Here is a 22,741-nt window from a genome sequence, read left to right as displayed (position 1 = left end):
GCTCCAACCGCCGCCAGCCACCTGATCAGCAGAAACGGGGGCCGGCAATCGGGCATGAACGGGCAGCATGCGCACGGCGAACTGTCTGGTCACCGCTGTCAAAGCACTAGTACAAACATCCCACAGGCCCGAACGGGCAGTGACATAGCCCCGGTTGGAAGGTGTGGCGTGGACACCCATGAACGCCGACGGAGGATCCTGCGCATCACTCGAAGTTCGGGATCCGTGGAAGTAGCGGAGCTGGCCGCAGAGTTCACCGTCGCCAGGGAGACGATCCGCCGGGACCTGCATGCGCTGGAACGGAAAGGACTGATCCGCCGCAACCACGGCGGCGCCCGGCCCGTGGAGAGCGCCGGCTTCGAGACGACCCTCGTGGAGCGGACCACCCGCAATGTTCCGCAGAAAACCAGAATCGCCGCGGCGGCCGCCCAGTTGCTCGGCGAGGCGGAGACGGTCTTCATCGACGAGGGCTTCACCCCGCAGCTGATCGCCGCCGCGCTTCCCCGCGACCGTCCGCTGACCGTGGTCACCGCCTCCCTGGCGGTGGCCCACACCCTGACCGACGCGGAGCAGACGACCGTACTGTTGCTCGGCGGCCGGGTGCGGCCCTCGACACTGGCCACGGTCGACCACTGGGCCTCCCGGATGCTCTCCGGCCTCGTCCTCGACCTGTGCTTCATCGGCGCCAACGGCATCTCGCGCGAGTACGGTCTGACCACCCCCGACCCGGCCGTCAGCGAGGTCAAGAGCCAGGCGGTACGCGGCTCTCGGCGCCGGGTGTTCGTGGGCGCGCACACCAAGTTCGGCGCCGTCAGCTTCTGTCGCTTCGCCGATGTCCGGGACGTCGAGGCGATCGTCACCGACACCGGCCTGCAGTCGGCCGAGGCCCAGCGCTACTCCTTGCTCGGCCCCCAGGTCATCCGGGTGTGAACACACCCGCCCAGTAATCCACTTCAACCCGCAGCAGTCACCCGCAGGAGGCCGCCATGCCTGTCCAGAATCGTCCCCACGTCACGCGTCCCCAGGTCACGCCCCGGAGCCGACGCCATGCCATCGGCATGCGCATCGCGGCGGCCGGCGCCGCCGGCGTGCTCCTCGCCGCCTGCAGCGGTGCAGGCGGCACCGCCGCCTCCGGCGACGACACCATCAACGTACTGATGGTGAACAACCCGCAGATGGTGGAGCTGCAGAAGCTCACTGCGGCGCACTTCACCAAGGACACCGGAATCAAGGTCAACTTCACGGTGCTGCCGGAGAACGACGTCCGCGACAAGATAAGCCAGGATTTCTCCAACCAGGCGGGCCAGTACGACGTCGCGACCATCAGCAACTACGAGGTCCCCATCTACGCGAAGAACGACTGGCTGCACGCCCTGGACGAACACGTCGCGAAGGACACCGCCTTCAACCAGAAGGACATCCTGGAACCGCTCACGAAGTCCCTCACCGCGGCCGACGGCAAGCTGTACGCCGAGCCCTTCTACGGCGAATCGTCCTTCCTCATGTACCGCAAGGACGTCTTCGCCGAGAAGAACCTGACGATGCCGGAGCACCCCACCTGGCAGCAGGTCGCTGACCTCGCGGCCCGGGCCGACGGCGCGAAGCCGGGGATGAAGGGCATCTGTCTGCGCGGGCTGCCCGGCTGGGGCGAGGTCATGGCCCCGCTGACGACCGTCGTGAACACCATGGGCGGCACCTGGTTCACCAAGGACTGGAAGGCGCAGTTGACCGCGCCCGAGTTCAAGAAGGCCACCACGTTCTATGTGGACCTGGTGCGCGAGCACGGCGAGGCGGGCGCTCCGCAGGCCGGCTACGCCGAGTGCCTCAACAACCTCACCCAGAGCAAGACCGCCATGTGGTACGACGCCACCGCGGCCGCCGGGTCCCTGGAGGCCAAGGACTCCCCCGTCAAGGGCAAGATCGGGTACGTCCAGGCCCCGGTGGACAAGACCGAGAGCTCGGGCTGGCTCTACACGTGGGCCTGGGGCATCCAGAAGGCCTCCAAGAACACCGACAACGCCTGGAAGTTCATCTCCTGGGCGTCGAGCCAGAAGTATGAGGAGTTGGTCGGCGAGCAGATCGGCTGGGCCAACGTTCCGGCCGGCAAGCGGTCTTCGACGTACCAGAACCCCCAGTACAAGAAGGAATCCGCGGCCTTCTCGGACGTGACCCTGCAGGCCATCGACTCCGCGCGGCCCGATGACCCCGGTGTCCAGGACCGCCCCGCACCCGGCATCCAGTTCGTCGGCATCCCGGAGTTCACCGACCTGGGCACGAAGGTCTCGCAGGAGGTCAGTGCGGCGATCGCGGGCCGCCAGTCCGTCGCCGAGGCCCTGGAGAAGAGCCAGGCGCTCGCCGAGAAGGTCGCGAAGGAGTACCAGTGACCACATCGGTCAGCGCATCCCCACCGGCGGCCGCTACGCCCCGGCGCACGGCGCAGGCGAAGCACTCCAAGAGGAATGGGCAGCCGTCCGCCGCCCGTGCCTGGGCGACCCGTGCACCACTGCTGCCCGCCCTGGTGTTCCTCATCGCGGTCACCCAACTGCCATTCGTGGCAACCCTGGTGATCTCATTGTTCGACTGGAACTCCCTGAACCCCGACGCCCGCAGTCTCAGCTGGTTCGAGAACTACAAGACGGTCGCCACCGACCCCGCCATGCGCGAGTCGGTTTTCACCACCATGCTGCTCACCGCCTCCGTGGTCGTGGCGTCCGTGGTCCTCGGGCTGCTGCTCGCGCTGCTCATGGACCGCACGTTCCGTGGCAGGGGCTTCGTACGCACCTTGCTGATCACACCATTCCTGCTGGTCCCGATCTCCGCGGCGCTGCTGTGGAAGCACGTCCTCTACAACCCCGAGTACGGGCTGTTCAACGGGGCGTGGACGTGGGTCGCCGGGCTGTTCGGCGACGACACCCCCACACAGCCGGACTGGATCTCGAACTCGCCACTGCTCGCCGTCGAGGGCGCGCTGGTGTGGCAGTGGACGCCGTTCATGATGCTGATCCTGCTGGCCGGGCTGCAGAGCCGGCCGCCGGACGTGATGGAGGCGGCCCGTCTCGACGGGGCCTCCGAATGGCAGATGTTCCGGTACGTCACCTTGCCGCATCTGCGCCGCTATCTCGAACTCGGTGTGCTGCTCGGCTCGATCTACATCGTGCAGAACTTCGACGCCGTGTTCACCATCACCTCGGGCGGCCTCGGCACCGCCAACCTGCCATACACCATCTACCAGACCTTCTACCAGGCCCACGAGTACGGACTGGCCTCGGCGGCCGGGGTGCTCGTCGTGATCGGCACGATCGTGATCGCGACGTTCGCGCTGCGGGTGGTCTCGTCCCTGTTCAACGAAGAGGTGAACCGCCGATGACCGCGCTCACCACCGCACGTCCTTCCGGCCGCGAGGCACCGCTCCCGCCCGCCGCCCGCAAGGCACGGCGCCGCTCGGCCCGGCTCGGTGTGGTCGCCTGGTGCGCCGGCATCGTCTTCTGCCTGCCGGTCGCCTGGATGGTGCTGACCTCACTGCACTCCGAGCCGGACGCGGCGACCAACCCACCCTCGCTCGGCGCCGCGCTCACACTGGACGGCTACAAGAGGTTCTTCGGCGCCGGTGGGGGCGCCGACCCGTGGCCCTCGCTGATCAACTCGACCACGGCGAGCCTGTGTTCCACGGCTCTCGTCCTGGCCCTGGCCCTGCCGGCAGCCTACGCCCTGTCCATCCGGCCGGTCCGCAAGTGGACGGATGTGATGTTCTTCTTCCTCTCCACGAAGATGCTGCCGGTGGTGGCGGGGCTGCTGCCGATCTACCTGTTCGCCAAGAACGCCGGGATGCTGGACAACATCTGGCTCCTGGTCATCCTCTACACATCGATGAACCTGCCGATCGCGGTCTGGATGCTGCAGTCGTTCCTCGCCGATGTGCCGGTGTCCATCATCGAGGCCGCCCAGGTGGACGGGGCCAGGCTGCCCACGATCCTCACCCGGATCGTCGCACCCATCGCCGCGCCGGGGATCGCGGCCACCGCGCTGATCTGCTTCATCTTCAGCTGGAACGAGATGCTGTTCGCCCGCGTACTGACCGGAGTCACCGCGCAGACGGCGCCCGTTTTCCTGACCGGATTCGTCACCAGCCAGGGCCTGTTCCTCGCTCAGCTCTGTGCCGCTTCGGTCGTCGTGTCCTTGCCGGTACTCGCCGCCGGTTTCGCCGCCCAGGACAAGCTTGTCCAGGGCCTCTCCCTTGGAGCCGTCAAATGAGGGCAGCAATCGTCGAGGCGCCCGGCAAGGTGTCGGTCACCTCGCTCCCCGACCCCACGCCGGGGCCCCGTGAAGTGGTCGTCGATGTGGCCGCGTGCGGTCTGTGCGGGACGGATCTGCACATCCTCCAGGGCGAGTTCGCCCCTACGCTGCCCATCGTCCCGGGCCACGAGTTCGCGGGCGAGGTGGTCGGCATCGGCGCCGAGGTGACCGAACTGTCGATCGGCGACCAGGTCGCCGTCGATCCCTCCCTGCACTGCCACGAGTGCCGCTCCTGCCGCGCAGGACGCGGCAACCTCTGCGACCGGTGGGCGGCGATCGGGGTTACCGTTCCGGGCGGCGCTGCCGAGTACGCCCTGGCGCCGGTGGCCAATTGCGTGCGGCTGCCCGAGCACATCGACGCACGCGATGCCGCGCTCATCGAGCCGCTGTCCTGCGCGGTACGCGGCTACGACGTGCTCAGCGGCACACTCGGGGCCCAGGTGCTGATCTACGGCTCGGGCACCATGGGCCTGATGATGCTGGAGCTGGCCAAGCGCACCGGTGCCGCCACGGTCGACGTCGTCGACGTCAACCACGAACGCCTCCACGCAGCAAGGCAGTTGGGCGTCTCCGGTTCCGCCTCGGCGGCGGCCGAGCTGGAGCGGCCGGGCGGCTGGGACGTGGTGGTCGACGCGACGGGCAATGCGGCCGCCATCCAGGACGGTCTTCGCCGCGTCGCCAAGGGGGGTACGTTCCTGCAGTTCGGGGTCGCCGACTATGCGACGACCGCGATCATCGAGCCGTACAAGATCTACAACCAGGAGATCACCATCACCGGCTCGATGGCCGTCCTGCACAGCTTCGAGCGGGCCGCGGCCCTCTTCGCCACCGGCATCCTCGACCCCGGCGTCTTCATCAGCGACCGACTGCCGCTGGAGCAGTACCCCCAAGCGATCGACCGCTTCAAGGCGGGCCAGGGACGCAAGATCGTGGTGCAGCCGTGAGCGGCCTCAACCACGAGCCTGTGCCGGTCCCCGGCCAGACGGCCGCGCCGCACCGCGAAGGAACGGTCCTCGTCATGGGCGAGGCACTGACCGATCTCGTGCCGGCCACGGACGGCACCCTGCGCCCGCAGCCCGGCGGCGCACCCGCCAACGTGGCCACACATCTGGCCCGCCTGGGCGTCCGTACCGCTTTCGCCGGCACGCTGGGCGATGACGACTTCGGCCGCCGGAGCGAGCACCGGCTCCGCACCGCCGGCGTGGAGCTCGACCTCTGCGCGCGCTCCAGCCTACCCACGGCCCTCGCCGTGGCGGACCCCAGCCCGGAGGGGACGCGCTACCACTTCCACCTCCAGAACACGGCGACCTTCGAACTGACGGATTTCACAGACCAGTTGGGGGACTTTCACGCCGTGTACATAGGCGGCCTCGCCGCCGTCGTACCCCCGGCATCCGAGGCCGTGCTCGCCGCCGCCCGCGCGGCGGCACGCCACTCGGTGCTCGCGGTGGACCCCAACGTCCGCACGGACCGCACACTCGACCCGGCGAGCAGCCTGCGCCGCCTGCGCGAGCTGTGCGCGCTGGGCCACATCGTCAAGGTCAGCGACGAGGATGCCCGCCAACTCTGGCCCGGCGACACCCCCGAGACACCCTGCCGCAAGCTGGCGGCCGAGGGGCGCCTGGTGCTCCTGACCCGCGGTGCTCAGGGCAGCTCGGCCTTCTTGCCGGGCGACATCCACGTCTCCGTACCGGCCGTGCCGGTGACTGTGGCCAGCACCATCGGGGCGGGCGACGCCTTCATGGCGGCGGTCCTGGCGCGGCTCGTCGGCAGCGGGGCCCTACGGGGCGACGGCCCTGCCGTCCTGACCGCCGTACAGGCCGGGGAGGCACTGCAGTACGCGGCGTCGGTCGCGGCGGCCGTGTGCGGCCGGGCGGGAGTGGACGTGGAGTGATCGGTGGGTGCCCTATGTGTTTGGTCAAGGTCGGAGACCAGTAGGTTTGTGTGGTCATGACTGCATCAAGTCGGTGGGGCAAGAGCACTCCACGTTCGGAGCGAGTAGTGCTCTGAGGTGGGCGGCGTCCCGTTCATGGGTGCAGGGGAATTTGACGACGGTGATCTCCGGCGCGCAGTCCGCACCGGTGGCCTATTCGGACGTCGCCGACGTGTGCGTCGGCAGTTTCATGACTGGTCGGTGGACGGTACGAAGCGGTGTGTCCGGTGGCATGGGGTGCAGGCGAACAGTTGCCGATACGGTTCCCCGGTATGGGTCGTTGGTGGTAGAACGTGCGCGGTCAGAGTCGTTATGTGCAAGATTGCGGCGAGGGGTGCCTTCGCCGCTGAGGGGGTGTGGCGCCATCACTGGACGTCTCGGTTTCGGGGAGGTTTTACGCAGTCATCGGCGCGCGGCTCGTCTGACGTTGGAGAAGTTGGCCGAGGTGTCGGGGGTGAGTGCTCGGACTCTGTCGGACATGGAGCGCGGCCGCAGCAGGGGGCCTCAGCATCGGACCGTGACCGCATTGGCGGACGCGCTCGCGCTGGAGGGCGATGCCCGTAAGCGGCTGCTCGAGTTGGCGCGCGAGGGCCGGCTACGGGATCACTGGACGCGTCCGACGGGTCTGTGTGAACTTCCCCGGTCGGTTGACGACTTCACCGGCCGTGCCGCTGAACTGGTCTGGGTGAGCGAGCTGGTGTACGCCGAGAGTTCGCCGGGTGTCGGCGTGGTGGGGCTCATCACCGGGTCCGCGGGCCTGGGGAAGACCACGCTCGCCGTCCATGCCGCTCATTCGGTACGGCCGAGCTTTCCCGACGGGGTTTTCTTCCTCGACCTGTTCGGCATGTCCCAGCGCCCTCTGGCCGCCGATGACGCCTTGCAGTTGCTGCTGCGTGCGCTCGGTGTCGCGGACCAGCAGATCCCGGGGGACATCCAGGGGCGCGCCTCCTTGTACCGGTCGCTGCTGAGGGACAGGCGTGTCCTTGTCGTCCTCGACAACGCCGCGTCGGAGAACCAGGTGCGCCCGCTGCTGCCGGGAGGGGGCGTGGGCAGGTCGCTGATCACCTCCCGGCGGTTGCTGTCGGGTCTGGAGGGCGTCCGCAGGCTCATCCTCGGGCCCCTGCCGCTGCAGGAGTCCACGCAACTGCTGACCGGGATTCTGGGCGAACGCTCCGCATCCGACGGGGAATCGGCCCTCGCGCGGCTCTCCGAGTTGTGTGGCGGTCTGCCTCTGGCGCTGCGGATCATCGGGAACCGCCTGGTCAGCCGGCCCGGATGGGACGCCGCCGAACTCGCCGCCCGGCTGGCGAACGAGGAGCGCAGACTGGACCAGTTCAAGGCCGGCGATCTCAAGATCGCCAACGCGTTCGGGATGTCGTACGAGCAACTCGCCGATTCCGCGCGGCGGATGTTCCGGCGACTCGCTGTGGTACCGGGACAGGACTTCGACGCCACCCTGGCGGCCGTCGCCGGAGGGGTGCCGAACGAGGATGCCTGGGAGGCTCTCGACGACCTCGTCGACCTCGGCCTGCTGCACGACAGCGCCGCGGGCCGTTACCGCTTCCACGACCTGGTCCGCCTGTTCGCCCGCGGTCGGCTCCACGAGGAGGAGGCCGTGGCCGAGTGCGAGGTGCTGACGGGACAGGTGACGTCGTGGCTGCTGCGGATGGCCACGCTGTCCGGGCGGTGGTTCGAACCCGGCTACGGCCGTCCCGACGGGCCCGACCCCGATCTCGCCGTCCCGTCCTCCGTCGAGGAGGCCGACTGGTGGCTGCGGGTGAACGTGGACAACTGGCTGGGGGCGATGCGGGCTTCGGCCGGCAGCGGCCGGCACACCCTCGTCCTCGACTGCGCGGAGTCGATGCACTGGTTCTCCGAACGGTGGGCGCACAGCCCGCACTGGCAGGAGGTCTTCACACGGGGAGCGGAGGCCGCCGCCGCCCTCGGCGACCTGGCGCAGCAGGCGACCCAGCTGAACTATCTGGCCTGGGTTCATTCGGTGCCGCCCAGCGACGCGGAGGCTGTACTGCGGTATGCGGCCGAGGCGCTGGAGTTGGCCACCCGGGGCGGTGCCACGGCGCAGATCGCCTGGGCACACGAGTACACCGCTTCGGCACTGCTCATGCTCGGCCGACTGGAGGAGGCCGTCGCGTCGTCTTCCCGGGCAGCGGAGATGTTCAAGACCATCGGCGACATCGACTCCTACGTCCAGAGCCTCGCCTGCATCGCCAACTGCCTTCTCGACGAAGGGCGCTACACCGAAGCGTTGGAGCAATACCTCGGACTGCTCACTCTGTTGGACGACCCGGAGTCGGGGATGACACCGAGCGTCGCAACGCACAGCCGGCCATTTGCGCTGATGCGAATCGGCTTTTGCCTCGGACACCTCGGCCGCCGTGCGGAGGCGATCACCACGCTCAGCGAGGGAATCGACCTCATGGACACGCTCCAGATGTCCGACTACCGGCAGGCCGGGGCCCTGGAAACACTGGCTGCTCTTCTGACCGGCGAAGGCCGGACCGGCGAGAGCAGCCGCGCCTACGCGCGGGCGGCGCAGGTCTTCGAAGCGATCGGTGACACCGGGGCGAGCAGCCGCTGCCACGCTCTGGCGACCGCCGCCCGCTGACCTCGTCCAAGGTGCTGCCCGCGGAGATCGGGCGGGTACTTCGGCGTGCTGTTCTGCGTGGCCCGGCCGCGTCTTTTCGACTTGGCTCGTGTGCACCGGGACAGACGTCAAGGCGCTGTCCCTCCAGGTCCGGAGTGACCATGGCAACTATCAGGACCATCGTTCTCGCACACGGTGGCTTCGTGGACGGTCGGAGCCCCCGGGGAATCCCACCCCCCGGCGGCACAACCGGTCAGCCGAAGGTGAGGTAGGGGCTGGTCGTGGTGCCCCCGGCGTAGAAGGTGGTCGAACCCGGATTCTGGGGATGCCCGGTGCCGACGTAGAACATGCCGGGGTTGGTGTTCCAGTAGCCCCAGATCTTGACGTAGCTGGTACCGGACTGCAGCGGGACGACCTGGCACACTCCCCGGGAAACGTCGCCGGAGGTGCCCTGTTGGGGGAACTCGAAGTGGACCCTGTAATTGCCGGACGCGCAGATGGTGCTCGTGCTGGTGGCGGCGGACGCCGGGGCCGCCACCCCCATCACCATTCCTGCGGCGGCGACAGCTGTGGCTCCGGCGGCGGCTGCGGCACGCTTCATGCGGGGGGCCAGATTCATGGGGAGACCCTTTCTCGGGAAGTCGTCGCGGAAGCCGATGCCGACGGGTCGGCTCACGGGCTACCCAGGCTTCCACCGTCGTACAGTTCGTCAGATCGAGGACGTCCACCGGGACGGCATGGCCTGACGCCGGAGATCCGACACCTCTTGGAGCCGGCTTCCCGGTGCAGTTCATGATTGCCGCGGTCGTCGGCCGCAGGACCAAAACCTGTTGGAGCTTGCCCGTTCAACGGCGTCCTCTGCCCCGACGGGAAGAATCCCCCCTGGGCAGGTCAGTTCCGCCGATCGGTCGCGGCCGGTGGCGCGGCGCGCCAGGAGCCGTCGGTCGCTGCAGTCCGGATGGCCGGACCGGATCCGCGCACCATGCGGCCCGGTCCGCGACCAAGCGATCGAAAATCCCCCACCGGCGGAGTGGTACGGGTGAGCGCGGCGTCCTCGGCCCGTGCGTGTACATCCGCGTCCAGATCCATGGGTTCACCTTCCGGCGCGGTCCAACGGCCGGGCTCCACAACGGGTTACGCTGCCCGGCCCCATGGGCGAGGATGTTGGCATGTACCAGTTGACTGCGGTCGGTCCCGTTCCCTCGGTCAGCGATTGGAACGACGCGTTCACCGGTCTGCACGGAGCGAGCCGCGTCGCGGTGGCGGATCGTACCGCCCCGTGGACCGGGCGGCTCGACTGCCAGCATTCGCAGAGCTACGCCATCTCCCTGTGCACCGGTGGACAGCAGACGGTCACCCGGACGTCCCGGCACATCGGGAGCGATCCGCGGGGCACGTACGAACTGCTCGTCCCGCTGGCCGGGACCGCCTGGGTGGAACAGGGGCCGGCCTCGGGCGAGATCGCGCCCGGCGCCATGGCCCTGTGCTCCATCGACCGGCCGATGGCCTTCGCGCACAACGCCGACCTCCGCTCGATCTCACTGATCGTGCCGGGTCGGGAGGTCCTCGCCCGCAGCCCGACGGTCTCGCGCGAGCCGCAACTGTTCAGCGGGGCCAGTGGCCTGGGCCGGGTGATCCGGACCATGGTCACCGCGCTGCAGGAGGAGCGGGAGCAGCTCTCGGAGGTGCCGTTCGACCTCGCCTGCGAGCGGCTGCTCGACCTGGTGTGCCTGGCCGCGGAGGGCGCCGTCGACTCGGCTCCCTCCGGGCAGCGAGCGACGGTCGAGGCCGACATCCGCCGGTACGTCCGCCGCCACGCCGGCGACGACGGCCTGGACGTCGCGGGCATCGCGCGCGCACTGGGCTGGTCGACCCGCTACATCCAGCAAGTGCTGCGGGATGCGGGAACGACCTCGCGCGACCTCATCCGCCGGGAACGGCTGCTCCTGGCCCGGACGCGGCTGTCCAGTCCGGGCTGGGCGGGGCAGTCGATCGCGGGGATCGCGCACGCCTGCGGTTTCGGCAGCCACGCGTCGTTCAGTACCGCGTTCCGGCAGGAGTTCGGCATGACGCCGCGCGAGGCCCGGCACGGCGCCCTCCCGCCGCCGGCGGGTCAGGCGCCCGGCGGGGTGAAGTAGCGGCGCGGGTTGTCGACCAGCATGGTGGTGATCTCCTCCTCGGTGACGCCGGACCAGCGCAGCGCGGGGAGCACCTGGTCGTGCAGGTGGGTGTGGTGCCAGTCCGGGGCGATCTCCTCGCGCACGCCCGGCGGGAACCAGTCGATGTGGCACGAGGCGTCGTGCGACAGGACCATCCGGTCGGCCAGTCCCTCGTGGGCGAGGGCCGCGACGGTCGCCACCCGCTGGTCAGCGGGGAGCAGGACGTCGAGGCCGAAGCGGTCCATGCCGACGTACGAGCCGTTGTCGATGAGCTGGTGCAGGTAGTCCAGGTCGGCGGTGTCGCCGCTGTGCCCGATGACGACCGCGCCGAGGTCCACGCCCTCGCTGCGCAGGACCTCCTGCGCGGTCAGTCCGGTACGGGCGGCCGCGTTGGTGTGCACGGTGATCGGCGCTCCGGTGCGCAGGTGGGCCTGGGCCACCGCCCGCATCACCCGCTCCACGCCCGGGGTGAGTTCGTCCTCGATGGCGCACTTGAGGAACGAGGCCCTGATGCCGGTGCCGGCGATGCCCTCGGTGAGTTCGCGGACGAACAGGTCGGTCATGCCCTCGGGGCCCCCGAGCATCGTCCCCGGCCCGTGGTAGCGGAAGAAGTCCGGTACGTCGGCCAGGGTGTAGATGCCGGTGGCGGCGATGATGTGCAGATCGACCTGCTCGTTGATCAGGGCGACGCGACGGACGTCCCGCCCCAGCCCGATCACGGTGGGGTCCACGATCGTGGTGACGCCCGTGGCGGCCAGGGCCTTCAGCCGGGTCACGGCGTCGGCGACGCGCTCCTCCTCGTCCCAGGTCTCCGGCATGCTCCGCCGGAATTCCTCGCTCAGGACGAAGACGTGCTCGTGCATCAGGACGGTGCCGAGGTCGCCGACCGCCACGGGCCCGCGGACGGTGTGCAAGGGGGAGGACGAGGTCATGGGGGTGGCCCTTCGGGCTCTCGCCGGAGCCCGAAGGACTGCGGCCTGATCTGGTGGGACGGTGTCGCTGTCCACTCTCGGGCGCCGCGTCCGGGATCTCTTTCGCCCCGGCGCATGGCTGTTGCCCACGGGCGCGGTGTCCCTACCGGGCCGCCGTGGCCGCCATAGCCTCTGCCGTCGCGGAGGCGGCCTCGTTCGCGACCGCGGCAAGCCGGTCGTCGTCCCGGTCGGTGCCGGCCCAGGCCACGTGCCCGTCGGGGCGGATGAGCGCGGCGCGCACCCCGCTCCAGGCGGCCGGGGAGGCTCCGGCGAACTCGGCGGAGGCCGCACAGGCCGCCACGGAGCTGAGCAGGGCCACACCGATGGAACCGCCGACCTGCTGCATGGTGTTGACGCCCGCGGAGGCCGCGGTGGCGCCGCTCGTCCCGGGGGCGAGGACCAGGCCGACGCCGAGCCTGAGCACCACCAGCGCGGGCAGGATGCGGGCGGCGTAGGCGCGGTCCGGACCCAGCACGGTCATCCCGAGCAGCCCACCGCCGGCGCCGTCCCGAGGGGGACGACGGGCCTGGGCCCGATGCGGACAGCAGGACGTTGGTGGAAGGGTGGAGGTGATCATGATCGCCGTAACCATCGGCGGGAAGGCCAGGCCCGTGGCCGTCGGGGGGAGTGGCCCGGGGGCCTGCCGAACTCCGTCAGCACGCCGCCGAGCAGGAGCCCCACCCCGCCACCCCCGGTGCGCGGGGCGGAACACTGTCCGGCCGCCGGATCAGGGGCGGGACGCGGCCAGTTCGCGGGGCAGGGAGAAATGCTGGCCCTCGCGCGCGACCTCCACCGTGCGCACATCCCGGTACCCGCGGGCGGCCAGCTCCGCGATCACCGCCCCGATGGATTCCGCGGGCGCGGAGGCCCCCGCCGTGACGCCGACGACGGCGACGCCGTGCAGCCACCCGTCTTCGATCGCGGCCGGGTCGTCGACCAGGTGGGCCGGGGTGCCGCAGGCCCTCGCCACGTCCACCAGGCGGCAGGAGTTGTGGGAGTTCGCGGAGCCCACGACCAGCACGACGTCGCTCGCCCCGGCCAAGTGCTTCGCGCCCGCCTGCCGGTTCTGCGCGGCGTAGCAGATGTCGTCGCTCGGCAGGTCCTGGAGCCCCGGGAACCGCTTGCGCAGCTCCGCCGCGACCCGTTCGGTCTCATCCACGGTGAGGGTGGTCTGCGCGAGCCACACGAGCCGCCCCGGGTCCGCCACCTCCAGCACGCGTGCGGCTTCGAGGCCGTCCACGATGTGCGTGCGCCCTGGGGCCACCCCGGCGGTCCCGATGACCTCGTCGTGGTCCGGGTCCCCGATCAGCAGGATGTCGTAGCCGAGTTCGGCGTACCGCCGGGCCTCACGGTGCACCTTGGTCACCAGCGGGCAGGTGGCGTCGATGACCCGCAGGCCCCGGTCCGCCGCCGCCTCCCGTACTCCCGGGGCCACTCCGTGGGCGGAAAGGACGAGAACCGCCCCCGCCGGGACCTCGTCGACCTCGGCGACGAAAACGGCGCCCGCGTGCTGCAGCCGTTCCACGACCTGCCGGTTGTGCACGATCTGCCGGCGCACGTAGACGGGCGCCCCGTACCGGGTGAGGGCCCGCTCGACCGTCTCGACAGCCCGGGAGACCCCCGCGCAGAACCCGCTGGGCGCGGCGAGCAGAACCGATCTGCAGCCCGGCACTCCGGACTGCCGCGCGGACCCGTTCCCCATGTCGACCTCCAGGACTTGTCGGCTGATCCGGAGAGAAGCACCGAGCGCCCGGCCGGGACACGGGCTCGGTCCGAACTGTGCACCAACGGGCACCGGTGCCGCCCGCAAGGGTGCGGGCGGTTGCGCGCCGGTGGGCTCGGCGGCCCCCTAATCGACCGTAACGTGCGGTCCCGGGGCGTCCGTCCCGTGCCGCGGGGGGTCGACGCTGGTCCACTCGCCGTCCCCTTCGGTGCGGACGCGGGAGATCCCGTCGAGGCCGGTCTCCAGGTGTGACGGTGTGTCGGCGACCCACACCGCTGTGCCCATCCGGTACGACAGCTGATCGGCGAGGTACTGCCGAGCGACCGCGTCGCCCACCCCGACCAGGACGAAAGCCCCCGGGACCGCTCCGGATCCGGCGGCGGCGAGGATCTCCGCGATGCGGGTCGCCGCCTCGTCAGGGGCGTACGGCTCCGCGATCCCCTCCGGGCCGAACAGCATCAGGTTGCCACCGTCGGCCTCGACGAGGAGGAAGCGCACCCGGTCCGCCGCCCAGGGCGCCGGCACGATCTGGGTTGCGCCGTCCGCGTCCTGGAGCATGTGTCGGGTGTCCACTTGGGGACCCGGCTGTTCCTGGATGCCTGTGCGCAGGTCGGTCAGGGCCTCGGCGGTGGGCAGGTTCAGCTCGGTCGGCTCGCCGACCGGTTCGGGGCGCTGCGCGCCGGTTGTTCCCGGCTGCTGTCCTGTGTCCGATTCAGTGTCGTTGTCCGGGCCGGTCTGCCAGCCGCCCGGGGTGTCGATGCCGTCGTCCGCCGGGCCGGTGCCCTGCAGCGAGCCGCCCCCGCGGGGGCTCTGGTCCACGGGCAGAGCGCGGAGCGCGTCGTGCAAGGCCGAGAGGAGGACGGTTCTCCGGGCGGGCGGCTCGCCCTTGTCGGGCTGCCGGGAGCGGTAGTGGTCGAGGAGAGCCTCCGTCTCACGCGGAGTGTCGTACGAGGCCGCGGCGGTCAGCACCGTCGCCTCGAGCTGCGCGACCCGGTCGTCCCCCGTCGCCGCCTGGGGCAGGTCGAGGAGTTCGGAGGCGTCGCGCAACTGCTCCTGCCAGGAATCGGGAAGCTCGCGGCGCAACCGGGCCAGGGCCGCTATGGCCAGCGTGCTCAGCTTGTCCGCCTCCTCGAACTCCACCTCCTCGTCGGCCGCTTCCCGCTCTACGTCAACGCCGAACCCTTCGATACCGGCCTCGCCCGTGGCCCGACGCTTACCGAGAGCCCTCTCCGAGAACTGCCCGGACGGGCGGCCCTGCCTGGCCCCATCGCTCAGGGCCGACAGCAGGCCGTCGACGGGCTGGGTGACGCCGTCCACGTCCTGGAGCAGGTGCCGGGTTCCGACCTGGGGGTCCACCTGTTCCTGGATGCCTGTGGGCAGGTCGGTCAGGGCCTCGGGGGTGGGCTGGTTCAGCTCGGCCGGTCCGCCGGCCGGTTCGGGGTGCTGCGGGGAGGCCGCCCTGGGTTCCTGGTCCGTGTCCGATTCGGTGTCGCTGTCTGACTCCGTGTCGCTGTCCGGGCCGGTCTGCCAGGCACCCGGCATCAGGCCACGCAGGCCGCGTGACGGGGGCTGCGCGCCCACGCGGGGCTCGGTGATGACCACCGGATCGAGCGTGAGGAGCTGCTGGGCCCGTTCTACGGGCGCGAAGAAGGTGAGGGCGTCCTGCTCCACCGTGACCTGGATACCGGCCCCGGTTCCGTCCGAGCGTTCCAGGCCGATGTTCCAGCGGGCCCGGCCGACGGAGAGGTGTGTGTACTTGCGCTGGTCCGGGTCGGCCAGATCCTCGCCCAGGGTGCCCATCGACTTGTCCCCGCTCTCCAGCATGCTGGAGAGACCCCCGCCACTCTGCCCGGTCCCCCGGCTCCGACCGACGTCCACACCGATACCGGGCCGCAGGACATCCGGACCCTCCGTGGCCAGACCGGAACGCAGCGATGCCGAGCCCGTCAGACGCAGCGCGGCATCGACCGCACCGCCGACCGAGCGGTGCGAACGCCGGAAGTCCTTCACGATCGTCCCGGTGACGGTCCCATCGCCCTCGCCATGCATCGACGTAACACTCAGGCCCTCAAGGTCGAGGGACAGCACAAGAGTGAGCCCCTGGTTGATGAACATGCCCGGGACGGTCAGGGGAACACGGAGCGTGCCGCCGCCCAGCAGGTGGACGGCCCGCTGGTGCATAAAGGCCATGCTGAACACGACGGCCAAACGGCTTTCGAGATGGGCGCGGGCACCGTGCCAGGTGTTGCCGCCCAGCGCCGAGGACACGTTCTCCCCCAGCAGGTTCTCCGCCTGGGCCAAAAGTTCGCGCAGTCCGCCGATGGTGCCGATGAACGACTCGGTCAGGTCCTCGGAGTCGGGCCGCAGGCCGGTGCGCGGCCCGGCCCTGTGTGCGGGAATCGTCCGCGGCGCCGGCCGGCCGGGGCCCGCGGGAGGCTCGGGCTGCATCAGCTGCTGCGGATGCGCCAGCGTCAGCGCCCCAGACAGGGTGGTGTCGACGAGTTGGTGCCGGGTGTGCTTGCCGATCAGGGAGAGCGCCGGGCCGACCACACCGGTCGACGCGGTCGCCCCCCGATAATAGTCGAGGGACATCGTGACCCGCACGTCATACGCCACCAGAGCGGGCTTGTCCACGTGCAGCAGACCGGAACTGCGCGTCTGGCCGAGCGAGGAACCCAGGGAACGTCCCTGCCCGTAGGCGGCACCGAAACCGCCACCACCACCCCCGTCCACCACAGGCTGGGCCGGATCGTGCAGCGCGTGCCCGTAGTTCCAGCCGGCATTGCCCGAATGCGACCAGGAATGGGACGCCGAGTAGGAAACGTCCTCCCGGCGGACATTCTTGCCCTCGATGACATGGAGGGTGTCCGTGTCGCCCGTGTGGACGGGGCGGGACAGGTCGACCCGGGCCGTGACCACGGCCAGCGCCGTGGACACAACATCCCGGTAGGGCACCACGATCCGGAACACACCCGAAGCCATGGGCTCCATAGCAGCCTTGGTGCCCTGCCGGGTGCCCAGAGCAGCACGCAAACGCGTCAGCACAAGCTCGGCATGATCGGCATCCAGCTGCCGGAAAAGCGTGTCCCGGGCCCGCTCGACCACCGGCGCGAAGTCAGGGATGTCATGCAACACCGCATGCCCCAGACCATCGGCCGGATGAGTGGTGGGGAACGGACCATCGGCACCCGTACTCGAGGGCACCGGCTCGGCGGCACCCGTGATGGAGGGCACCGGGGACAGGCGCGAGGGCCCCGCCTGGGCGGCCGGCTCGGCCGTCTCTGTCGACGCGCGGCCGTGGCCCTGCTCGCGCATCCGCTCCGCGAGCCCGGCCGGCATCACGAGCAGGGCATGGGCGTCGTCGATCGTACGGCGGGCCGTGCGCTCCCCGTAGATGCGCGCGGTCGCCGGATCGGTTCTCAGGGGCACGGGGCTGCGGGACCACAGCTTGGCGACGAGCCGGTACTCCATCCGGGCGTAGATGTGCTCCTGGTCACCGAGGACGATATCGACCCGGTCACTCTGCCCCTCAGCACTCACCGTCAGAGTGCGCGGCGCCCCCGTCCCGTAGCGGTAACCAGCCGTCGGGGTGTGCGAGTTGTCGGTGGCCGCGTTGCGTTCCTCGGCAGTGCCCCCGTAACCCTCGGGGCGGGGGTCGGAGGTGAAGGAGACGTTCACACCGACAGATCCGCTCAAGCTGATCAGGTCACGGGTGGCGCTGTCACTCACCGAGGCCGTCGTCAGCGTGTGGTCGTACTGATACGACGTCTGGCTGACTCCCCTGGTCGTCATTTCTGCGACGACCGCCCGGAGTTGGAGTTCGATCCGGACCGGCATGCCGAAAGTGCCCCGGCCGACCGTGCGGGTCCAGAACGGGCGGCTGCCGCCGATGAAGTCCTCCACCCGCGAGCCCATCGCGTTCAGCGCCGTGTGCAGACCGACCCGCTCCGAAGGCTCCAGATCCACATCCAGCTCGGTGAGGAGCTCCTCGACGGCGGTGTGCATCCGACTGGTGTCCGCCATGAACAGGGTGTGCAACGGCGGCCGTTCGTTCTCGCCGGGCACATAGACAAGCTCCTGCCGGTCCGGGTCGAGTTCCCGGCTGGCCATCCGCGTGTCAGGGTCGAGATGCGAACGCATACCGACCGAGTCGTGCCACTCCCCGTCCGGCCCCAACTCCTCCAGGAGATCGTCGGCGACCATCAGACGCACGTTCAACGTGACCGGCCCGGCGGTGTCCTCACCGACCCGGCCCTCCTCCGCCGCGCCCAGATCCCTCTCCGGCGCCGGCGCGCCGGTCGCGGACCGGATCGTCGTCAACTCGATGACGTTGCCGCCATCCGTGACAGCCACGGGCGGCTGAGCCGGCACGGGCGCGGGCGGGACGGGGTCACCGTGACATGGACGTCGACCGCACCCACGAAACCGGCCATGAACCGCGACCCGCCACCCGAAGCACCACCCACGGAGAAACCGCCGCCCGTGGTCGCCACCCAACCGGTCCCCACCCGCGGCCCGATACGGCCACCCGCACCACGGAACCTGAACTGATCCGGAGTCGAGCTGTAGTTCAACGGAACGTCGAAACCGCCCTCCAAAGAGGAGGCGGTGGACCGGCCACCCTGAAGCTCGTAGAAACCGCCGTAATACGTCTCGCTGTTGCCGTCCCACATCCCCCGATGTGTGAAGTCGTCCGGGTCCAGGGTGCCGGACAGAGTCAGGACCACCTCCTGCGGACCCGTCAGCCCGGGCCTGCTCAACACCACGGAGATCCCACCATTGACGATGTCATGCAGCCGCGCCGCGAGCGGTTCCGGACGCACCAGGTTGGCGATCGTCATGAGGTTGGTGTGCTCATGCGCCTTCACCCCACGCACCGACCGGGCCAGAGCGAGCACCGCATTGGCTGGCGGGTTCCCCTCCTCCTCCGGCGGCAGCATGTCCGGCGCCGCCGCACGCACCGCACGCACCACCTGCTCCATCAGACGCTGGGCATCATCATGCTCCACGGAGTCGACCCGACTCAGCTGAGGCAGCCAACTACCCAGCACCGGAGCGAAACGCAGCCGCCGGCCGGGAGAAGTACGGGCATGCAGTTCGACATTCCCGGCATGCGGCCCGTCCACGACGGCCCGGGGAGCGTGTCGTGGGTTAATCAGCCCCAGCCGCACAGCCTCCTGCGAGAGAATACGCAGCCGGGCCGTGCCCTCCACGGTCACCGCCCGGCCACGGCCCCGGACCGTGGTACGGGTGCGCCCGGCGACCACCACAGTCGGCTCTTCCAACTTGATCTTGTGCAGGGTCACCGAACCCGCCTGCTGCCCCGGGTCCGACACCCCCACCGAACGGCTGCCCCCCAGCGCCGGGACGGAGACGGTCGACCCGAACTGCCCGGTGCCTGTGCCCCACAACGCCGCCGCGGACAGCGACAGGGCATCACTGCCACTGTGACGGTGAGCGACGTTGTCGACGTTCACATCCTCAGTATCGATATGGATCATCCAGTCGACCCGGGTCGTGCCGTCCTCCTCGGTCACCAGCTCCGCATTGTGGAAAGTGGTGCTCAGCTCGACGAACTCGGTCGCTCCGCCGCCAGTGTTGAACGGGACGGACAGATAGCCGCCCGCCATGGCCCGGTGAAGGGCACCGGCGATCGAATGGACAGCCGTGAACGCGTCGACCGCACTCTTCTCCGGCATCCCCACCCGCGACATCGACTCCGGCAACACAGAGAACACAGCCCGGCGCAACTCCTCGGTGTGATCGAAAGACTCCACGACCGAAGTACGAGGCACGGGCAACGGAGCATGCAGCTGGTCCGGAGCCACCTGCGTGACAGCCGCGTCGGGACCGCCCGCCTCCCCCTGCTCCACCGGCCGGCCGAACGGCCACCACTCCTGATAGGCGATGGCATCCCGGGCGGCGCGCCCCCGGTGCTGCCCCAAATTCTCCACGGCGTCACGGAGCAGGCCGGTGCCCGCGCCCCTGCGGGACGGCGGCACAGGTGCATGCCACCACTCGGACGTCGCGTGAGTGACCTCCTCTGACGGCTTGGGCCGGCTCTGCAGCAACCGCCGGTCGTGCCGCCCCACCAACGCCCCCTCCAGAACAGCCTGGTTCTGCCCCGGCGCCACAAACCCGCCCACACCCTGCACGGTCACGTCGTAAAGCACGTCGTAAAGGAAGTCGACAGCCCGGTAAGTGCCCTTGGTATAGCGGGCGGTGGTCGCTCCGGAGGAGACGGTGCTCGTCGAGGCCGCGTTGTACCCGGCGAGCACCGAACTGAACACCGCCGCCGTCGAACTCAGATGCGGAATCGCCTCGAACGTGAGCAGCATCGCAGCGGGCAACGCAATGCCATGGGCCCGGGTCCGGCTGCTACCCACCGACTCACCCGACTCCAGGAGCTGACGGGTACGCGGCTCCCGCTTCGCAGACACCGTCGGCGGCAGATACCCCTCGGTGCCGGGCAGACGGCGCCCGTGCGGATCGGTGATCTGACGCCAGTCACCCACCCGCACCCGCACAGCCGCCTCGAAGTACCTGCCGTCCACATGCAGACCGAGAACGAGACGGTCACCGATCGCCTGCGGCAACTCACTGATGAAACTCTCCACCGAGAACCGGTCATCGAGCGCCCGCCGCACACCCTCACGCACGCCCTCGGGGACCGCCTGCACAATCGCCTCACGAATCGCCCCGTGAAGACGCCCGTCAGGCAGATCGAACGTACCCGCCCCGGCGGACTGCCTCAGACTCGGAGCAGTGAGGGCCTCGGGCGGGGCGAAGAGAAGCCTCTCATCCAGGGCATCCCGGTCACGTATCCAGTCCACCGTAGACATCTGAGGAACCTGAACCGGACCGGCAACAGCAAGCGGGGCGGAGCCGGAGCCTGAGGCGCCCGGGGTGAAGATGCCCTCATACGCCGGGTCGGTGACCGGACGCGAGCCGCCCCCGCGGGGGCTCTCGCCCACAGGCAGATCGCGGAGCACCTCGTGCAGGGCCGTCAGGAGAACGGTTTCCCGGGCAGGCGGCTCACCCTTGTCAGGGTTCCGGGAACCGTGGTGGCCGACGAGGGCCACCGTCTCACTCGGAGTGTCATACAGAGCCGCGGCGGTCAGCACCGCCGCCTCATGCTGCGCGACCTGTTCTTCCTCCGTCACCGCCCAGGGCAGCGCGAGGAGACGGGAAGCCTTGCCCAACTGCTCCTGCCAGGAACCGGGAAGCTCGCGGCGCAACCGGGCCAGGGCCCTCGCAGCCGGCGGGCTCAGCTCCTCCGCTCTCTCGAACTCCGCCTCGTCCACGGGGGACCCGGTCGTGGACACGGCGTCAGGCACCGCTTCGGGTTCCGCGGAGGACTCCGTGACCGGACGGACCGGAGCGGGGTCGTCGAGCAGTTCAAGGGCCCGGGCCAGGGCCTCGTCGCGCCGAGCGGGGTTCCGGTAGAGACCGCTGTCGCCGTGGAAGACGGCTGCGAGGCGGCGGGCGGCGCGGCCGTCGGCGGGGAGTGCGGAGAACGGCGTGGAGGTGAGCGGGTCGGTGAACCGGCCCTGCTCGGCGAGCAGCGACCGCGCCGCGGCGGCAGCCCGTACGAAGCCGGCCGTGTCCGTGGGGAGGTGGTTCCAGTAGGCCTGGAAGGCTTCGTCCGGCATCCGGGCGGGATCGGGTGCCGCGGCCAGCCACCGGTCGTGGTCGTTGCGCTCCTCGTCGGTGGGCAGGTTCGGCTCGGTCGGCGCGGCGACCGGTTCCGAGGTCGGCGCGTCGGCCGTCCGCTGCGCCTGCCCCGTGTCCGACTCCGTGTCGCTGTCCGACTCCGTGTCGCTGTCCGGGCCCGGCTGCCAGGCACCCGGCATCAGGCCACGCAGGCCGCGTGAGGGGGGCTGCGCGCCCACGAGGGGCTCGGTGATGACCACCGGATCGAGTGTGAGGAGCTGGTCGGCCCGTTCCACGGGCGCGAAGAAGGTGAGGGCATCCTGCTCCACGGTGACCTGAACGCCGGCCCCGGTTCCGTCCGAGCGTTCCAGGCCGATGTTCCAGCGGGCCCGGCCGACGGAGAGGTGTGTGTACTTGCGCTGGTCCGGGTCGGCCAGATCCTCGCCCAGGGTGCCCATCGACTTGTCCCCGCTCTCCAGCATGCTGGAGAGACCCCCGCCACTCTGCCCGGTCCCCCGGCTCCGACCGACGTCCACACCGATACCGGGCCGCAGGACATCCGGACCCTCCGTGGCCAGACCGGAACGCAGCGATGCCGAGCCCGTCAGACGCAGCGCGGCATCGACCGCACCGCCGACCGAGCGGTGCGAACGCCGGAAGTCCTTCACGATCGTCCCGGTGACGGTCCCATCGCCCTCGCCATGCATCGACATAACGCTCAGGTCGTCGTGGTCGAGGGACAGGACAAGAGTGAGCTGCTCGTTGACGAACATGCCCGGGACCGTCAGCGGGACACGCAGCGTGCCGCTGCCCAGCAGGTGGACGGCCCGCTGGTGCATAAAGGCCATGCTGAACACGACGGCCAAACGGCTTTCGAGATGGGCGCGGGCACCGTGCCAGGTGTTGCCGCCCAGCGCCGAGGACACGTTCTCCCCCAGCAGGTTCTCCGCCTGGGCCAAAAGTTCGCGCAGTCCGCCGATGGTGCCGATGAACGACTCGGTCAGGTCCTCGGAGTCGGGCCGCAGGCCGGTGCGCGGCCCGGCCCTGTGTGCGGGAATCGTCCGCGGCGCCGGCCGGCCGGGGCCCGCGGGAGGCTCGGGCTGCATCAGCTGCTGCGGATGCGCCAGCGTCAGCGCCCCAGACAGGGTGGTGTCGACGAGTTGGTGCCGGGTGTGCTTGCCGACCAGGGAGAGCACCGGGCCGACCACACCGGTCGACGCGGTCGCCCCCCAGTAGTGGTCGAGGGAGATCGTGACCCGCACGTCATACGCCACCAGGGCGGGCTTGTCCACATGCAGCAGACCGGAACTGCGCGTCTGACCGAGCGAGGAACCCAGGGAGCGTCCCTGCCCATAGGCGGCACCGAAACCGCCACCACCGCCCCCGTCCACCACGGGCTGGTCC

The 22,741-nt window shown here is 70.1% G+C and carries 14 protein-coding genes (1 of these 14 running past the window's edge); 8 read left to right on the top strand and 6 right to left on the bottom strand.

The window, feature by feature from the left end:
- Nucleotides 1-168 precede the first annotated feature (168 nt).
- The 7 genes from OG395_RS44185 to OG395_RS44155 all read left to right on the top strand — a co-directional run bounded on the left by OG395_RS44185 (nucleotide 169) and on the right by OG395_RS44155 (nucleotide 8,852).
- Nucleotides 169-930 carry a DeoR/GlpR family DNA-binding transcription regulator gene (locus OG395_RS44185; RefSeq protein WP_327247934.1) on the top strand — a complete coding sequence of 254 codons (762 nt, stop codon included), beginning with the start codon at nucleotides 169-171 and terminating at the stop codon, nucleotides 928-930.
- Between the two features lie 128 nt (nucleotides 931-1,058).
- Nucleotides 1,059-2,384: an ABC transporter substrate-binding protein gene (locus OG395_RS44180; protein ID WP_327249651.1), complete on the top strand. Its 1,326-nt coding sequence runs from the start codon at nucleotides 1,059-1,061 to the stop codon at nucleotides 2,382-2,384.
- Nucleotides 2,381-3,367 carry a carbohydrate ABC transporter permease gene (locus OG395_RS44175; RefSeq protein ID WP_327247933.1) on the top strand — a complete coding sequence of 329 codons (987 nt, stop codon included), beginning with the start codon at nucleotides 2,381-2,383 and terminating at the stop codon, nucleotides 3,365-3,367. Before OG395_RS44180 ends, OG395_RS44175 begins: the two co-directional genes overlap by 4 nt.
- Nucleotides 3,364-4,251: a carbohydrate ABC transporter permease gene (locus OG395_RS44170; protein ID WP_266988873.1), complete on the top strand. Its 888-nt coding sequence runs from the start codon at nucleotides 3,364-3,366 to the stop codon at nucleotides 4,249-4,251. The genes OG395_RS44175 and OG395_RS44170 overlap by 4 nt, the downstream gene beginning before the upstream one ends.
- Nucleotides 4,248-5,237: a zinc-dependent alcohol dehydrogenase family protein gene (locus OG395_RS44165; protein ID WP_327247932.1), complete on the top strand. Its 990-nt coding sequence runs from the start codon at nucleotides 4,248-4,250 to the stop codon at nucleotides 5,235-5,237. The genes OG395_RS44170 and OG395_RS44165 overlap by 4 nt, the downstream gene beginning before the upstream one ends.
- On the top strand, nucleotides 5,234-6,187 hold the full coding sequence (locus OG395_RS44160; protein ID WP_327247931.1) for a carbohydrate kinase family protein: 954 nt from the start codon (nucleotides 5,234-5,236) through the stop codon (nucleotides 6,185-6,187). Before OG395_RS44165 ends, OG395_RS44160 begins: the two co-directional genes overlap by 4 nt.
- A gap of 229 nt (nucleotides 6,188-6,416) precedes the next feature.
- Entirely contained in the window at nucleotides 6,417-8,852 is a 2,436-nt protein-coding gene (locus OG395_RS44155) for a helix-turn-helix domain-containing protein (protein WP_327249650.1), read from the top strand.
- Nucleotides 8,853-9,084: 232 nt separating this feature from the next.
- Here OG395_RS44155 and OG395_RS44150 read toward each other — a convergent pair whose 3' ends face one another.
- Nucleotides 9,085-9,450 carry a hypothetical protein gene (locus tag OG395_RS44150; protein ID WP_327247930.1) on the bottom strand — a complete coding sequence of 122 codons (366 nt, stop codon included), beginning with the start codon at nucleotides 9,448-9,450 and terminating at the stop codon, nucleotides 9,085-9,087.
- A gap of 550 nt (nucleotides 9,451-10,000) precedes the next feature.
- On the opposite strand from OG395_RS44150, the gene OG395_RS44145 reads away from it, so the two are divergent.
- Complete coding sequence (locus OG395_RS44145) at nucleotides 10,001-10,969, top strand: helix-turn-helix domain-containing protein (protein ID WP_327247929.1); 969 nt, start codon at nucleotides 10,001-10,003, stop codon at nucleotides 10,967-10,969.
- Here OG395_RS44145 and OG395_RS44140 read toward each other — a convergent pair.
- From OG395_RS44140 to OG395_RS44120, 5 genes are all read right to left on the bottom strand, one after another.
- The gene (locus tag OG395_RS44140) at nucleotides 10,945-11,922 is read right to left on the bottom strand and encodes a phosphotriesterase family protein (protein ID WP_327247928.1); all 978 of its coding nucleotides are present in this window, start codon (nucleotides 11,920-11,922) and stop codon (nucleotides 10,945-10,947) included. The two genes, OG395_RS44145 and OG395_RS44140, sit on opposite strands and share 25 nt — an antisense overlap.
- A 142-nt stretch (nucleotides 11,923-12,064) precedes the next feature.
- The gene (locus tag OG395_RS44135; RefSeq protein ID WP_327247927.1) at nucleotides 12,065-12,442 is read right to left on the bottom strand and encodes an aromatic-ring hydroxylase C-terminal domain-containing protein; all 378 of its coding nucleotides are present in this window, start codon (nucleotides 12,440-12,442) and stop codon (nucleotides 12,065-12,067) included.
- A 246-nt stretch (nucleotides 12,443-12,688) separates the two neighbouring features.
- Nucleotides 12,689-13,663: a 4-hydroxy-3-methylbut-2-enyl diphosphate reductase gene (ispH, locus tag OG395_RS44130; protein WP_327247926.1), complete on the bottom strand. Its 975-nt coding sequence runs from the start codon at nucleotides 13,661-13,663 to the stop codon at nucleotides 12,689-12,691.
- 147 nt (nucleotides 13,664-13,810) lie between these two features.
- Nucleotides 13,811-18,037 (bottom strand): hypothetical protein, encoded by a 4,227-nt coding sequence (locus OG395_RS44125; RefSeq protein WP_327247925.1) that lies wholly within the window; start codon nucleotides 18,035-18,037, stop codon nucleotides 13,811-13,813.
- On the bottom strand, nucleotides 18,001-22,741 hold the final stretch of the coding sequence (locus OG395_RS44120) for a hypothetical protein (RefSeq protein WP_327247924.1). The gene runs 22,541 nt beyond the window's last position; 4,741 of the gene's 27,282 nt are visible here — the last part of the coding sequence; its start codon lies beyond the right edge, outside the window — the gene reads right to left on this strand; its stop codon occupies nucleotides 18,001-18,003. Before OG395_RS44120 ends, OG395_RS44125 begins: the two co-directional genes overlap by 37 nt.

It is taken from the genome of Streptomyces sp. NBC_01320 (assembly GCF_035974375.1).
In the GTDB taxonomy this organism is placed as follows: domain Bacteria; phylum Actinomycetota; class Actinomycetes; order Streptomycetales; family Streptomycetaceae; genus Streptomyces; species Streptomyces yanii.
The sequence above is the reverse complement of the archived record's forward strand: the minus strand, read 5'-3'. Positions and strand labels throughout refer to the sequence as shown.